The 14,824-nt window shown below is 71.8% G+C and carries 13 protein-coding genes; 3 read left to right on the top strand and 10 right to left on the bottom strand.

From position 1 onward, the window contains the following. Positions 1-21 precede the first annotated feature (21 nt). A complete protein-coding gene (locus ACWEN0_RS24015; protein WP_451977465.1) occupies positions 22-3,264 on the bottom strand; it encodes a GH92 family glycosyl hydrolase in 3,243 nt (1,080 codons plus the stop codon). 135 nt (positions 3,265-3,399) lie between these two features. Then, positions 3,400-4,185 (bottom strand): histidinol-phosphatase, encoded by a 786-nt coding sequence (gene hisN, locus ACWEN0_RS24010; protein ID WP_451977462.1) that lies wholly within the window; start codon positions 4,183-4,185, stop codon positions 3,400-3,402. 42 nt (positions 4,186-4,227) lie between these two features. Here hisN and ACWEN0_RS24005 point away from each other — a divergent pair, with 42 nt between their 5' ends. Both ACWEN0_RS24005 and ACWEN0_RS24000 read left to right on the top strand, forming a co-directional pair. Beyond that, complete coding sequence (locus tag ACWEN0_RS24005; protein WP_451978149.1) at positions 4,228-4,923, top strand: response regulator transcription factor; 696 nt, start codon at positions 4,228-4,230, stop codon at positions 4,921-4,923. Positions 4,924-4,926: 3 nt separating this feature from the next. Next, positions 4,927-6,210: an ATP-binding protein gene (locus ACWEN0_RS24000; protein WP_451977459.1), complete on the top strand. Its 1,284-nt coding sequence runs from the start codon at positions 4,927-4,929 to the stop codon at positions 6,208-6,210. Here ACWEN0_RS24000 and ACWEN0_RS23995 read toward each other — a convergent pair. The 8 genes from ACWEN0_RS23995 to ACWEN0_RS23960 form a co-directional block, all read right to left on the bottom strand. Then, positions 6,207-6,629, bottom strand: a complete 423-nt coding sequence (locus ACWEN0_RS23995) for a Pvc16 family protein (RefSeq protein WP_451977457.1) — start codon at positions 6,627-6,629, stop codon at positions 6,207-6,209. The genes ACWEN0_RS24000 and ACWEN0_RS23995 overlap by 4 nt on opposite strands. Positions 6,630-6,632: 3 nt before the next feature. Further along, positions 6,633-7,265 (bottom strand): response regulator transcription factor, encoded by a 633-nt coding sequence (locus ACWEN0_RS23990; protein WP_451978146.1) that lies wholly within the window; start codon positions 7,263-7,265, stop codon positions 6,633-6,635. Between the two features lie 122 nt (positions 7,266-7,387). After that, positions 7,388-8,032, bottom strand: coding sequence for a response regulator (locus tag ACWEN0_RS23985; protein ID WP_451977453.1), 645 nt, complete (start codon positions 8,030-8,032; stop codon positions 7,388-7,390). Between the two features lie 19 nt (positions 8,033-8,051). Then, entirely contained in the window at positions 8,052-8,906 is an 855-nt protein-coding gene (locus ACWEN0_RS23980; RefSeq protein ID WP_451977450.1) for an NAD(P)H-binding protein, read from the bottom strand. Continuing rightward, positions 8,903-10,207 (bottom strand): MFS transporter, encoded by a 1,305-nt coding sequence (locus tag ACWEN0_RS23975; RefSeq protein ID WP_451977448.1) that lies wholly within the window; start codon positions 10,205-10,207, stop codon positions 8,903-8,905. Before ACWEN0_RS23975 ends, ACWEN0_RS23980 begins: the two co-directional genes overlap by 4 nt. A 240-nt stretch (positions 10,208-10,447) precedes the next feature. Next, positions 10,448-10,975 carry a GtrA family protein gene (locus ACWEN0_RS23970; protein ID WP_451977445.1) on the bottom strand — a complete coding sequence of 176 codons (528 nt, stop codon included), beginning with the start codon at positions 10,973-10,975 and terminating at the stop codon, positions 10,448-10,450. A 38-nt stretch (positions 10,976-11,013) separates the two neighbouring features. Further along, positions 11,014-11,511 carry a GtrA family protein gene (locus ACWEN0_RS23965; protein ID WP_451977442.1) on the bottom strand — a complete coding sequence of 166 codons (498 nt, stop codon included), beginning with the start codon at positions 11,509-11,511 and terminating at the stop codon, positions 11,014-11,016. 10 nt (positions 11,512-11,521) lie between these two features. Further along, on the bottom strand, positions 11,522-13,693 hold the full coding sequence (locus ACWEN0_RS23960) for a sigma-70 family RNA polymerase sigma factor (RefSeq protein WP_451977440.1): 2,172 nt from the start codon (positions 13,691-13,693) through the stop codon (positions 11,522-11,524). A 267-nt stretch (positions 13,694-13,960) separates the two neighbouring features. On the opposite strand from ACWEN0_RS23960, the gene ACWEN0_RS23955 reads away from it, so the two are divergent. Further along, positions 13,961-14,800 carry a GGDEF domain-containing protein gene (locus tag ACWEN0_RS23955; RefSeq protein ID WP_451977437.1) on the top strand — a complete coding sequence of 280 codons (840 nt, stop codon included), beginning with the start codon at positions 13,961-13,963 and terminating at the stop codon, positions 14,798-14,800. Positions 14,801-14,824: the final 24 nt, after the last annotated feature.

Raw genomic sequence — 14,824 nt, 5'->3', positions numbered from 1 at the left:
GGTCACGACCCGGGCAGGCCGTCAGCTCACGGCGTAGGTGAACACGTGCGCCGCGCCTGAGCCGGTCGACGCCGGCAGCGTGACCGACTTGACCTGCTTCGCCGGGTCCAGCGCGATCGGGGCCGTCGCGAACAGGTACGACGTGAACGGCCGCTGCAGCCGGAACATGTACCGCGGGTACGCCGAGTTCACGTACGGCACCTTCGCGACGACGGTGTTCCCGAACTGCGGTGTCTCGTCACCGCCCTTCAGCAACCATTCCGACAGGCCCAGAGAAGCCTGCTGCGTCGAGCCGTCGGTGTAGGTGACGGTCACGGCGCCCTGGGCGTCACCGCCGGTCGCCGAACCGAGGAACGACAGCTTCGTCGCGCCCTTGGCCGCGGTCACCGCAAGCGTCTGCCCCGCCGCGATCACGTTGTCCGGCGACCCCGCCGGACTTGAGGGCCAGGTGAACTCGCCGACCTTCGTGCCCGGCGCGACGCCGCTCTTGGCGAGGCCCTGTGCGGAGTAGGCGAACTGACCGGGGTAGAGGTCGGTCTCGCCGAAGTCGCCGTACTGGACGAACCGGTCGTCCGTGACCCCGACGTTCGTGTTCGCCGCGGGCAGCGTCCCCGGCGTTCCGACGGTCACGGGCAGGTACGCCGGAAGCTGCCCGTCGAACTCGACCGGCACGCTGGTGTACGCGTCCGCAGTCCCGGCCGCGGCGGTGACGCGGACCTGCTGCGACGCGGTTCCGTGCGCGCCCACGGTGAGCGTGCCGCTCGACGGCGTCACGGTGATCCCGGCCGGCGGTTTCGCCTGCCACGTCACCGTGCCGGCGCCGGTGATGCCTTCCGCGACGACTTTGGCCGTGGTCGCGGAGCCGGGTGCGACGACGACGCGACCCGGGCCGACGCGGCCGCGCACCGGTACTTCCCCGTCGCGGAAGGACGGCGGTGCGTCGGCCTTGGCGGATCCCCACGACGTCGGCTGCGCGCCGAGCGTGAAGTCGAGGCGGCCGCCCTCGACCGCGAAGGACTCCGGCAGCCACGGCTTCGTGCTCGCCTGCCCGTCGACCTTCAGCGCGCTGACGTACTTCACCGAGCTGGACGCGCCGGGCGCGGTGATCGTGATCCGCTGCCCGGTCGCCCGGGTGAGCGTGATCTTCGGGAACATCGGGCTGGCCAGCACCATTTCCGCGCGGCCGGGCGCCTCCGGGTACATGCCGAGCGCGGCGAAGACGTACCACGCCGACGTCGCGCCGAGGTCGTCGTTGCCGGGCAGGCCGTCCTCGGCCGGCTTGAAGAGCAGCTCCGCCGAGCGGCGCACGATGTCCTGCGTCTTCGACGGCGCCCCCGCGTAGGCGTACTCCCAGGGCACCTCGAACGACGGTTCGTTCGACATGAACGCGTACGGCGAGTTGGCGTCGCTGTTGAGCTTCGTGAAGAAGAAGTCGAGCCGCTTCTTCACGGCGTCGTCGCCGCCCATCGCGTCGAAGAGCCCGCGGACGTCGTAGGGCACCATCCACGTGTACTGCGCCGCGTTCCCTTCCTGGTAGCGCATTTCCTGGTACTGGGCGGGGTCGAACGGCGACAGGAACTGACCGTCGCGCATCCGCGTCTGCAGGTAGCCCGTCGCCGGGTTGTAGACGTTCTCCCAGTACTGGGCGCGGCTCATGAACTGCTGGTGGTTCTTCTGGTCGCCGAGGCGCTGGGCGAGTTGCGCGATGCCGAAGTCGGCCGTCGTCTCCTCGAGCATGTCGGAGACGTTGTTGGGGTGGTAGCCGAGCGTCAGGTAGTCGGACAGGCCCGGCCGTTCGAGGGCGCGTTCGCCGGCCTGCTGGACGCGCGTGGCGCCGTTGACCATGGACTTCAAGGCGCTCCGGGCGTCGAAGTCGGTGGCGCCGAAGGCGTACGTGCTGGCGATGATCGAGTGGTACGGGTCGCCGCCCATCACGCCCATGAAGTCGTTGTTCTGCGACCAGCGGTCCCAGATGCCGCCGGCCTGGTCCGCCTGGTTGAGCATCGACTGCGCCATGTCCGCGGCCTCGTGCGGGGCGAGCATCGACAGGAGCTGGACCTCGTCGCGGTAGGTGTCCCAGCCGGAGAAGTTGGCGTACTGGGCGTGTCCCGGCTTCGCGCGGTGGATCGCCTTGTCGAACCCGGCGTAGCGACCGTCCACATCGGAGAAGACGTTCGGCTGCATGAACGTGTGGTAGAGCGCGGTGTAGAACGTCTTCGTGGCCGCGTCCGCGCCGCCTTCGACGGTGATCTGGCGCAGCCGGTCGTTCCAGGCGCGGCGGGCGTTCTCCTTGACCGTGTCGAAGGAGTCCTGCCGCTGCTCGGCGCGCACGTTCGCGCGAGCGCCGTTCGCGTCTACATAGGACAGTCCGACGCGGACCTGGACCGGCTTGGCCGGGTCGAACGTCAGGTAGGCGCCGGACCCGCCGTCGGCCGTGACGACCTGCTTGTCCCAGGTGTCCTTGCTCAGGTCGCCGCCGCGGGCACTGGTGCCGCCGGGCGTCACGGCGGCGTTCTGCCACGTCCCGGACGTCGTGAACGGCTGGTCGAAGGACGCGGTGAAGTAGACCTTGTACGTGTTGGGGCCGCGGCAGAAGTGCCCGCTGGACACCCAGCCTTCGACGGTCCGCTTGGCCGGGTCGACGGTCACGGACGCGTCGTCGCTGCCCATCGCCGACTGCGCGACGTCGACGAGCAGCGTCGCGGGGGAGTTCTTCGGGAACGTGAACCGGCCCATGCCGGAGCGCTGGGTCGCGGTCAGCTCGGTGGTGATGCCCGAGTCGGTGGTCACCTCGTAGGTGCCGGGCGACGCGGATTCGTTGCGGTGGCTGAAGGTGGGGAAGTACTTTGTCGCGTCCACCGCGGGGGACGTCGTGATGGTCCCGGCGAAGGGGAGGAACGGGACGTCGCCGGCCGCGCCGCCGCAGCCCGCGCCGTTGAAGTGGGTGAGGCTGAAGCCGCGGAGCTTGTTCTCTTCCCAGGCGTAGCCGCCGTCGCGGTCCCGGGCGTAGTAGCGGCCCTGCCCGGCGGGCGGCTTGGGCTGCAGCGGTGTGTCGGGGCTCCACTGCACCGTGCCGAAGGGCACGTCGGCGCCGGGGAACGTGTCGCCGGCGTAGGTGTTGGTCTCGGGGGTGTCGCCGGCCTTCGCGCCGACGAACGGGTTGACGTAGGCGGCGGGATCGGTCTCGTGAGCGGCGGCCGGAGTGGCCGCCGTGATGGCCGTGAACAGGGGAATGACCAAAGCCGTGGTGACGACTCTGCGCATGCTCTTCCTCCCGGGGTGAGCGGGGCACTCCGGGCTGACAACGTTGTCAGAAGACGGGGTGACCCGGCGAGCACTGGGAGTGAACCACCGGTGGTTCAGACCGGTCAAGAAGTGCCCGCCAGGCGGCCTATCCCGTCAACGCTTGAGGATCGCCAGGGCCTCGTCGTGCAGGCGGCCGTTGGTCGACAGCGCGCTCCCGTTGTCGTACCGCGCGACGCCGTCGAGGTCGCTGAAGCGCCCGCCCGCCTCCGTGACGATCACCTGGGCCGCCGCGACGTCCCAGGGGTTCACGATGCACTCCGCCGCGACGTCCAGCGCGCCCTCCGCCACCAGGACGTGGTGCCAGAAGTCGCCGAACGCGCGGGTCTCCCAGCAGGCGTCCACCAGGTCCAGGTACTTCTCGCGCGAGTGGTACTCGATCCACGAGTTCAGGTCCGTAGTGGACAGATAGGCGTCCGAAAGGGAAGAAACACCGGAAACCGACAACTGCCGCGTGCCCGCGGAGTCCGACGAGAACGCGCCGGAGCCCGAAGCCGCCCACCAGCGGCGGCCCAGCAGCGGGGCGCTGATCATGCCGACCACCGGGTCACCGTCCGCGACCAACGCGATCAGCGTCGCCCAGACGGGTACACCGCGGAGGAAGTTCTTGGTGCCGTCGATCGGGTCGAGCACCCACGCCCGGCCGGTCGCCGCGGACCCGCCGCGCTCCTCGCCGAGCACCGCGTCTTCGGGCCGCTCGGCCGCCAGCAGGGCCCGGATCGCGTCCTCGACCGCGGTGTCCGCGTCGGTCACCGGGGTGCGGTCGGGTTTGCGCTCCACCGCCAGGTCCAGGGCGCGGAACCGCGCCGTCGTGATCGCGTCGGCGGCGTCAGCCAGCCGGGTGGCGAGGGCCAGATCATCTCCGTAGCCAGGCACGGTCACGATGGTTTCACGCCTCCTCGCCGTAGAGTTGACCAGGTGAGCATGGTCCTACTTGCCGAAGACGATCCGGCCATCGCCGAACCGCTCTCCCGCGCCCTCGAACGTGAGGGATACGAGATCCACGTCGTCACCGACGGCCCTTCGGTGCTCGACGCCACCGCCGCCCAGCGCGTCGACCTGCTCGTGCTGGATCTCGGCCTGCCCGGGATGGACGGCCTGGAGGTCTGCCGGCGCCTCCGAGCCGGGGGCACCGAGCTGCCCGTCCTGATGCTCACCGCCCGAACCGACGAGGTCGACTTCGTCGTGGGCCTCGACGCGGGCGCCGACGACTACGTCGCCAAGCCGTTCCGGCTGGCCGAGCTCCTCGCCCGGATCCGGGCGCTGCTGCGGCGCCGGGTGCCCGAGGTGCTCGAGGCCGGCGGCGTGCGGATGGACCTCGGTGCCCGGCTGGTCACCGTCGACCTGCACGAGGTGCAGCTGGCGAACAAGGAGTTCGAGCTGCTGCGCGTGCTGATGAGCCGCGCCGGACAGGTCGTGAGCCGGGACGAGATCCTCGCCGAAGTCTGGAACGACCTCGAGTCGAAGACGTCCAAGACGCTCGACATGCACATGTCGTGGCTGCGGCGGAAGCTCGCCATCGCCGCCGACGAAGCCGCCGGGCGAACCAGCAAGACCCACGACGGCGAACGGCGGATCGCGACCGTCCGCGGCGTCGGCTTCCGGTTCAACGCCGAATAAGCCGTGCGCCGCCGCATCCTGCTGGCCATCCTGCTGGCCGTCGCCGTCACCGCGGCGGTCCTCGGCATCCCGCTGGGCATCGTGGCGAGCTGGCAGATCGAGTCGAGCTACCGCGAGACGCTCGCCGAGAACGCCCGCGCGGCGGCGGCGATCCTCGACACCGAGATCGCCAACGGCCAGGAGATCGACCTCGACCAGGTGCGCGCGGCGGTGCCGGCGAACGGGATCCTGACCGTGCAGGTCCCGAACCAGCAGGAAAAGCGCTACGGCAACGACCCGGGGCCGGACACCGTCACCGAGACGGCCGACCTCGCGCGCGACGGCAAGGTCGCGATCGCCGTCCCGGCCGGCCCGATGCACGAACGGCAGACGACGGTCACCCTGGTCGTCGTGCTGCTCGTACTGCTCTCGGTCGGCACGGGCGCGGTGGTCGCGATCGCGACCGCGCGACGGCTGGCGAAACCCCTGCGGCACGTCGCCGAACGCGCGTCCCGCCTCGGCGGCGGCGACTTCCGGCCCGACCCGAGCCGATACGGCGTCGGCGAGCTCGACATGGTCGCCGAGGCGCTCGACGCGTCCGGCACCGCGCTGGCCCAGCTCGTGCAGCGGGAACGCCAGCTCGTCGGCGACGTCTCGCACCAGCTGCGCAGCCGGCTGACGGCGCTGCAGCTGCGCTTGGAACCGCTCACCGTCCACCCGGACGAAGAGGTGGCCGACGAGTCGAAGGCCGCCCAGGAACAGGCGGACCGGCTCGCCGAGGCACTGGACGAGCTGCTGGCGGCGGCGCGCGCGGCCCGCGAGGTCGGCGCGGAACCCGTCGACCTGCCGAAGCAGTTGCCCGAGATGGCGCAGGAATGGCGTGAACTGCTCCGCTCGGAGGGCCGCAACCTGCGGATGCGCGTCGCCGACGGCCTGATGGCCCGCGCGACGCCGGGGCGGCTGCGCGAGGTCGTCGGCGTGCTGCTGGACAACGCGCTGCGCCACGGCTCGGGCACGGTGAACGTCGTCGCCCGCCGCGGCGACGCCGAGGGCACGGTGGTCGTCGAGGTCAGCGACACCGGGTCGGGCGTCCCGGACGAGCTGGCCCCGCACATCTTCGAACGCGGTTTCTCCGGCGGCGGCTCGACCGGCGTCGGGCTGGCACTGGCGCGAGCGCTGGTCGAGGCGGACGGCGGCCGGCTCGAGCTGTCCAACCGCCGCCCGGCCGTGTTCAGCCTCTTCCTGAAGGTGCCGCGGCCCAGTGACGTGCCCGAGGTGCGCTGGCCCGCCGAGCGCGTCCCGCGTTAGAGGTCGGTCGTCACCTGGAGGACGAAGCCGGCCCGGGCGGGCATGCCCAGGCTCGTCCACAACGCCGACGGATCCGTTGCGGCCAAAGCCATCCGCACCGGGGAAGCGCTTTCGGTGGGCAGCTGCTCGCTGGCGAGCACCGCGCTCAGGGTGGCGTCGAGCAGGTCGTGCTCCTCGGCGACCTGTGCGGCCCGCGCCGTGACGAGGTAGGAAAGCGCGCAGCGGCGGGCCGCGCGCCTTCCTTCCCCCTCTTCTCCCTCGCCGACGGCGTCGCGCAGCGCGAAGAGGAACAGCTCCACGCTTCGCCCCTGCGACTCCGTCTGCCAGGTCGGTTTCGGCGGGTCGAGACGGATCTGCGTCCCCGCCGGCAAGCGGGGCCGCAGCAGCCGGCACAGGGCCTCGTCGACCTGGGCGATCATGGGTCAGATCAGCCCTTCACGCAGCGCGTACGCCACCGCGTGCGAACGGTTGCGCAGCTGGAAGCGGTTGGTCACGTCGTGCAGGATGCTCTTCACCGTGCGCTGCGAGTAGCACAGCTCGTCGGCGATCTCCTGCGTCGAGTGGCCCGCCGCGACGAGCCGGAGGACCTCCGTCTCCCGGTTGCTCATCCCGCCCAGGTGCAGGCCGCGCGGCTGGAGCACCTGGCGCTGCAGCCGGGAAACCCGGTTCAGCAGCCGGCCGAGCAGGTCGGGCGGCAGCGCGCCCTCGCCGGCGGCGGCCGCCTTGATCAGCCGGACGAGCACCTCCGGCCCGGCGTCGGCGCGGCGGGCGACCGCGCAGACCCCGTGCTCGACCGCGCCCAGGATCTCGTTGTCGTCGACCTCGCCCGCGACCAGCACGATGCGGGTGAAGCCCTGGTGGTGCAGCGCGGACAGCAGCTGGGTCATCGTTTCGTCGAGCCGGTCGGCCACCAGCAACGCGACCATGGCCGAGTCGGCCGCCTCCCCGTCGACGACCCGGACGTCGTCACGCGAACGCAGCGCCACGCAGACGCCGTTGTGCAGGATCGGATCGGTGGCGCGGACCACCACCGGAGTCCGGTCGGTTTCGAACATCGTCACCCATTCCCCTCGAACGGTGCGAAGGGGGATCCACCCCTCACCCTGACCACAGTGCCCGCCGGGGTGTCCCGGGCGCATGGGACCGGCGTCCCGATGTTGCCCGGACAGGCTGCCCGTCAGGACCGGCCGAGGCCCGCGTCCCGGGCCCGGACGATCGCCTCGGCGCGGTCGGCGACGTGGAGCTTGGCGAAGACGTTCGAGATGTGGTTGCGCACCGTCTTGGGGCTCAGGCACAGGGTGGTCGCGATGACGGCGTTGCTGTGCCCGGCCGCGATCAGGGACAGCACCTCGCGCTCGCGCCCGGTCAGCTCCGGGAACACCGGCTCGCTGGCGGCCGGCGGCTGGTTGAAGAAGCCGAGGACGCGGTTCGCGATGTCGGGGCCGAAGATCGCCTCGCGCCGCGCGACCGCCTGCACCGCGCGGATGATCTCGTCCGGCTCGGCGTCCTTGAGCAGGTAGCCGCGGGCACCGGCGCGCATCGCCGCGAAGACCGACTCGCTCTCGTCGGCCATCGTCAGCATCAGCACGCCGGTGTCCGGGCTCGCCTGGGCGATGTGCCGGGTCGCCTGGATCCCGGACAGGTCGGGCAGGTGGAGGTCCATGACCACGACGTCCGGGCGGAGCGCGCCCGCGGCGTCGACGGCGGCGGCGCCGCTGGCGGCCTCGCCGACGATCTCGATGCCCGGTTCGGCGTCCAGCAGCGTGCACACCCCGAACCGGAACAACGGATGGTCGTCCACGACCAGGACGCGCAGGCTCATCCGGCTCACCTCCCCGCCGTCACCCCCGGTAATGGTAGGTGAACGCGGCCGCGTTCTCACGTGCCCAGGTCGCGAAGGGCAGCGGCGCCCGGCCGAGCACCCGTCCGACAGTGTCGAAGACGACGTGCTCGTGCTCGGCGGACGCCCGCTTGAGCGCGAAGAACCCGTCGACGGCTTCGGCCGGCCAGCCGTACTTCCGCATCATGCGTTCGCGCGCGGCGCTGTGCGGCTCTTCGACGTACTCGACGGGCCGGCCGATCGCGTCGGCGAGGATCGAGACCTGCGCTTCGGTGGTGAGCGCTTCTCCGCCGGTGAGCTCGTAGGTCGCTCCTTCGTGGCCGGACGTCGTCAGGGCGAGGGTCGCGACCGCGGCGATGTCGCGGACGTGGACCAGCGCGGACGCCGGGTCGCCTTCGGGCACGTACACGGCGTTCTCCTCGCGGATCGACTCCCGCCAGGCGAACCGGTTGTCCATGAAGGCGCCGGGACGCAGGATCGTCCACGCGGGCCCGGCTTCGCGGATGGCCTGCTCGGCCTCGGCGTGCGCGCGGGTGATCGGATCGGACTGTCCGAAGTGGACGCCGGTGGTGGACAGCTTGACGACGTGGGTGACGCCGGCGCGGGCGGCGGCCCGCACGACCGCCGTCTCACGCTCGGCGGTGGCACCCTGCGTCAGCACGAAGACGCGGTCCACGCCGTCGAAGAGGGCGGCCAGGTCCGCGGTGTCGAGGTCACCCTGGACGACTTCGGCGCGTGGGTCGATGCGCGCCTTGGCCGGGTCGCGGGTCAGGGCGCGGACGGCGGCGCCGGCGTCGAGCAGGGCGGGGACGAGGGCGCGGCCGACCTTGCCGGTGGCGCCGAGGACGAAGATCATCGGGGTTCTCCTTTTCCGCGGAGCGGGACGTGCGGGAGCGCGAACGCCGTGAGGAGGGCGAGCGCGAGGACGGGTAGCAGGGCGAGGAAGACGCCGTGCGTGCCGGACTGGTAGGCGAAGCCGAGCGCGACCGGGCCGAGGGCCGAGCCGAGCGCGCGGGCGAGGTTGACCGCCGCGGCGACCGCGCCACGGTCGTCCGGCGGCGCGGTGTTCTGCGTGGCGAGGGCCAGGACCTGCAGGTTGAGCCCGGCGGCGAGGCCGAAGACGACCAGGCAGCCCAGGACGAGCGGCAAGGCGTCGAAGGCGAGCAGGCCGAGCACCGCGAGCAGGCCGAGCGCCATGCTCAGCCGCGGCGCCCAGCGGTACGCCCCGGTGCGGGCGATGACCTTGCTCGCGACGACGGAGGAGACCGACACGGCGAGCGTCATCGGCACCAGCCGCAGCCCGCCTTCGGCCGGACCGGCGTCGGCCTGGAGGTAGACGGCGATGTAGTTGACCGAGCCGAGGAACGCGAACCCGGCGAGCACGCTGAGGAGCACGGACACGCCGAAGGTCCGGTCCTTGACCAGGCGCGGCGGCAGGACGGGTGCTTCGGCCCGGCGTTCGACGAGGACGAACGCGACGGCCGCCGCCGCGCCGACGGCGATCGACCACGGCGTGAGCAGGGTGAACCCGGTGACCGTCACGCCGAGCAGGACGACGCCGGCGAAGTCGAACGGCGCGTCTCGCCGTCGTTTCGGCAGTTCGAGGCGCCTGAGGAACGCGACGGCGACCAGCCCGAGCGGCAGGTTGACCAGGAAGATCGACCGCCACCCGGCCACCCCGGTGAGCAGGCCGCCGATCGCCGGCCCGGCGAGCGAAGCGACGGCGAAGCAGATCGAGAACCACCCGAAGTACTTCGCGCCTTCGCGAGGCGTGAACATTTCGCCGAGCGAAGCGCCGACGGAAACGAAGAGCCCACCGGAACCGGCGCCCTGCAGGACCCGGCCCGCGACGAGCGCGGCGGCCGACGGCGCCAGGCCGCAGGCGAGCGAGCCGAGCAGGAACAGGGCGAGAGCGCCCAGGAGCACACGTTTGCGGCCGTGGACGTCGCCGAGCTTGCCGAAGACCGGCGCGGTGACGCTCCCGGCGAGCAGGTAGGCCGTGGTGACCCAGGCGTAGGCCCCGGTCCCGCCGAACTCGGCGGCGACCCGGGGGAGTGCGGTGGCGACGACCTGGGCGTCGAGCATCGCGAGGAAAACGGACAGGAAGAGGCCCGTGAGGGCGCGTTTTCGAACGCGCTCGGGCGCGAGGGAAATCAAGGAAGGTCCTCGTGTCGTCAGAAGGGACGAGAGATGCGGACGTGCTTCACGCACGTCCCGTCGAGTCGGGAAAAGGCTTCATCGTCACCCGCGGACGGGTGCGACCTCTTCGCGCTCGGAAACCACCTCGAATCGTCCCGCTCGCCCGGCCGAACCCGGACGGCGTCACCACGAAGGAACACTGACGAGGATGACTCTAGACAACTACATGTCAGAAGACAAGTAGTTTACGGCGAGAGCTCAGCGCAGGCGGGTCACGTCGCCGGTGTCGCGCCGGCGCTCGCCCAGTTCGTCCGGGAAGACCCACTTCTTGAAGCCCCAGAAGCGGAAGAACATCGCCAGCAGCATGCCGATGATGGACCCGCTCGCGAAGTCCGCGATCTCCTGCACCAGCCGCGTCACGTGCGGCATCTCCAGGTGGAGCACGTACCGCGAGACGTACAGCGGGATCAGGTTGACGATCACCGCGATGCCGCTGATCACGAAGAACAGCGCGGCTTCGTGGTGGCGTTCGCGGCCACCGCGCGTGCGGAACGACCATTCGCGGTTGAGGATGTACGAGACGATCGTCGCGACGATGATCGCGATCGCCTTCGCCGTGGTGGGTTTCGACTCCAGCACCGACAGCTTGAGCAGGTACCAGACCCCGTTGTCGACGAGGAACGTCGTTCCGCCCACGATGCCGAACTTCAGCAGCTCCCGGTGCTTGATCAGCACCGAACGCAGTGGTTCCGGCGTGCGCTTGAGCACGGTTTCCACAACGGTCACATCCCGCAGTCTAGGAGCACACCGCGTTGACCTGTGGTTCAGGCGGCCTTGCGGTCCTGAATGTCCGGATCTTCCGCGACCTCGAGAACCCGCGCGCCTTCGTCCGGGAACACCCACTTCTTGAAGGCCCACCAGCGGAACACCGTCCCGAGCAGGGTGCCGATGATGATGCCGCTGACGAAGTCGGCCACCTCGACGCCGAACGGCGAAAGCCGCGGGGCCTGCAGGTCCAGCACGTACCGCGAGAACCACTGCGGCAGCGCGTTCAGGCCCAGTGCGATGCCGCTGATCAGGAAGAACAACGCGGCTTCGTGGGCCCGTTCGCGGCCGCCGCGGGTGCGGAACGACCACTCGCGGTTGGCGACGTACGAAAAGATGGTCGCGACCAGGACACCGACGATCAGCGCCGTGACCGGGTGGGTCCGCAGCACGGTGAACTTCAAGCCGTAGTTGACCGACATCGTGATCACGAAGCTGATCCCGCCGACGACGGCGAAGCGGAGGAGCTCGCGATGCTTTTTCAGCAGCTCGCGCACCGCGCGGACGCTACCCGGTCAGCCAGCCGAATCCCCGCTCGGGGGTGGTGGTCGGCCGCTGGTCGCCCGGTCTGGTGCCGGGGTTCGGCGGCGCGCTCGTCGTGGTCTTCGACGTCGGTGGCGTGGTCGTCGGCCTGCTCTCCGACGTCGTCGTCGGCGGGGTGGACGACGGCTTGGCCGGCTTGCTCGGCGTGGGCTTCGAAGGCGTGGTCGAGGGCGAAGTCGTCGGCAGCGGGTCCTTGCCGCACCACTTGTGCCAGCAGCCGAAGTCCACGGTCACTGGCGCCGCCGACGCCTTGCCGAGCTTCGCCGTGATCGTGACGCGGCCGTCGTCGGGGCGGCCCTTCAGCCGCACCCACAGGTTGACGTGCTGGCCGGGGGCCAGCGCGGTCGTCGTCGTGCAGGTCGCGCCCTCGCCGGTGTTCGTGCAGGGGAAGCCGCGCAGGCTCCACCACTGCCCCAGCGGGTGGTCGAAGGCGACGGTGACCGGCTTGGTCGTCTCGCCGGTGTTGCTGACCCGCACGTAGACCAGCGGGTTGCGGGTCCAGGGGAACGCGGAAAGCCCGTCGCCCTGGGCTTCCAGGACCACCGCTTCCGGCGGCTGCTTCACGGTGACCTTGACGCTCACCGCGACGTTGATCTTCACCCCGGCCGTGACGGACCCGGTGACCGTGCCGCCCTGGGCGTCTTCGTCGGCCTGGAGCCGGAAGTTCAGCGTCGCGCTCTGGCCGGGCTGCAGGCCGGTGCCGGTCTTGCAGGTGACCGTGCCGTCGCCGCCCGGGCAGTTGACGGTGATCGGGGCGGGGCCGTTCTGCGCGAACGCCATCGGCGCGCCGCCGCCGCCGGTGTTGACCGCGTGCACGCCCGGGGGCAGCTTCAGCGCGACGGCCACCGGGTCGGACGGGCTGCCGCCGTCGTTGCGGACGGTGATCGGCAGGTTCGTCGCGGCGCCGGGGCTCAGCTCGACGCCGCCGGGCGGGGTCGTCGCGGACATCGACGGGGGCGCCGGGGCCGGCGGGGCGGGCTGCGGTGCCGGCGGCGCGGGCGGTGGGACGGCCGGCGGCGGTGGGGCGACCGGCGGAGCCGCGGGCGGGGGCGGGGGCTGCGGCGGCGCGGGTGGCTGCGGCTTCGGCGCGGGCGGCTGGACCGGCTGGACGGCCGGGGGCGGCACCTGGGCCGCGACCGGGATGTCCTGCGACCCGCCGCCGGCGGTGAGCGCGATGACGACGGCCGCGACGACCGCGGTGCCGGACGCGGCGACCCCGGCGAACTGGCGGGGGCCCGCGGCGGCGGCACCCGCCGCCGCGCCGGCCTTGCCCGAGGCCGCGGCGCCGACGGCGGCCGCACCGGCGGTCGCCGCCGTGGCCGCGCTCGCCTTGGCGGCGCCGATGGTGGCGAGGTACCCGAGGGCCGCGCCGCCCAGGACGATCGGGGCGATGATCGCGCGCAGGCCGCCGTTGACGTCCGCGAGCTCCGCGGCCAGGGCCCGGCAGTTCTCGCACTCGTCGAGGTGGGCCTCGACCTGGGCGCGTTCCCGCTTGGACAGCCCGTCGCGGGTCCACGCGCCGAGCCGTTCGGCGCAGGCGCGGCAGCGTTCCTCGGCGTTCTCCTGCAGGTGGACCTGCAGGTACGCCTGCCGCAGCCCTTCCCGGGCGCGGTACGCGAGCGCGGAGACGCCGTTCGCGGTCAGCCCCAGCAGCGGCGCGACCTCGGCCGGGCTCTGCTGCTCGATCTCGGTGTGCCAGAGCACGGCCTGCCAGCGTTCGGGCAGCCGGGCGAACGCCTTGGCCGCCATCGTCCGCTCGAGCCCGGCGACGGCCGTGTCGGAGAACGGGACGGTGAGGGCCTCGGCCGAGACGTCGGTCATGTCCTCGTTGAGGTCGACCCGGCGTTCCTTGCGGGTCCGGTCGTACGCGGTGTGACGCAGCGCGGTCAGCAGATACGCCCGGAAGGCGGTGTCCGGCCCCTTGCCGCCACGCAGCGTGTCGAGCACCTTCGCGAACGCCTCGGAGACCAGGTCGTCGGCTTCCGAGCTCGACCGGGCCAGCTGACGGGCGAGGTTGTGTGCCGCGCCGGTGTGCCGTTCGTAGAGCGGCCCGTACGACTCGATCTTTCCCGCGCGGACCTCGGCGATCAGCTCGGCGTCACTCTTTCCGCTGAGATCGGCGGGAACGGTGGACACGGCACTCCTCGGTCGGCTAGGGCCAGGACCTGCCATTACAGGCAAGTCCGCGACGCGACACAAGTGTGACTGACCCACCCTTGGCCGTCACGTCGTGGTGGGGGTGTTGACTCCGACGGCGGAGCGAATCACCCACTGCCGGGTCACGGCGAGAAAGCTTCTTAACAAAAACTCGCCAGTACGCGTCACGGGTCCCGGTGGGGCACGTCCTCACCGTGAAGCACCGAGCAAGATCGACACGGACCGGACGAAAGGGGCGGGTGGCCAGTGGACGTTCCGGCTGTGCGCCCCGGCGCTGCTGACGCCCCGACCGCCGACCGAGACCGGTCCCTGCGGGCGCTGCGGGCCCGCTGGCGCACCGCCAGCCTGGCCGCCGGCTGGCGCTTCCCCAGCGACTGGGCCCTGCCCGAGGTCGACGCGGTCTGCGCGGCCGTGATGGCCAAGGGCCGTGTCGAGGCCGCCGAGACCGCGCTGGCCGGGCTGGCGAGGGCGCGGGCGGCGGCCGGCGCGGGGCTCGCCGAAACCCTCGCCGACATGGCCGCGCTGCACGCGGTGGTCGACCACGAAGGCGACGGGTTCGTCTCGCCGGACGTCGACGCGGCACCCGCGCGGCTGCTCCGGACCACCGCCCTGGCCTGGGCGGACGTCGCCACCGACCAGCTCGTGCACACCGAGGTCACCGACCCGCTGACGGGCCTGCCCTCGGCCGCCTACCTGCGCACCCGGCTCGTCGAGGTCTACCGCGCCGCCGCCGCGCGCGAGCGGCCGGCCGCCGAAGACTTCGTGCTGCTGGTCGTCTCCCTGGACCTCCGGACGATCACCGGGTTCCCGCGGCTGACCGGGATGATCCTGGTCGCGGACGCGCTGCGGGCCGTGTTCGACAGCGGGCAGAGCGTCGCTTCGCTCGGGCCGTCCGTCGTGGCCGCTCTGGTGCCGAAGGACGAGCGCGTCGCTTCGCACGGTGTCGCGCTGCGGCGAGCGTTGCACGAGCGGCTTTCCGTCGATGCGCAGCTCGCCGACGCCGGCCGGCCGCGGGTGTCGGCCGTGCGGCTGCCCGCCACCCACGAAATGGCGTGCGACCTCCTGGTCCGTCTCGCCCGGGCGTAGAACGGGCGAAAAGTCCGGTTCCGC

Source organism: Amycolatopsis sp. NPDC004378 (assembly GCF_053602455.1).
This window is presented reverse-complemented; position numbering and strand designations above follow the sequence as displayed.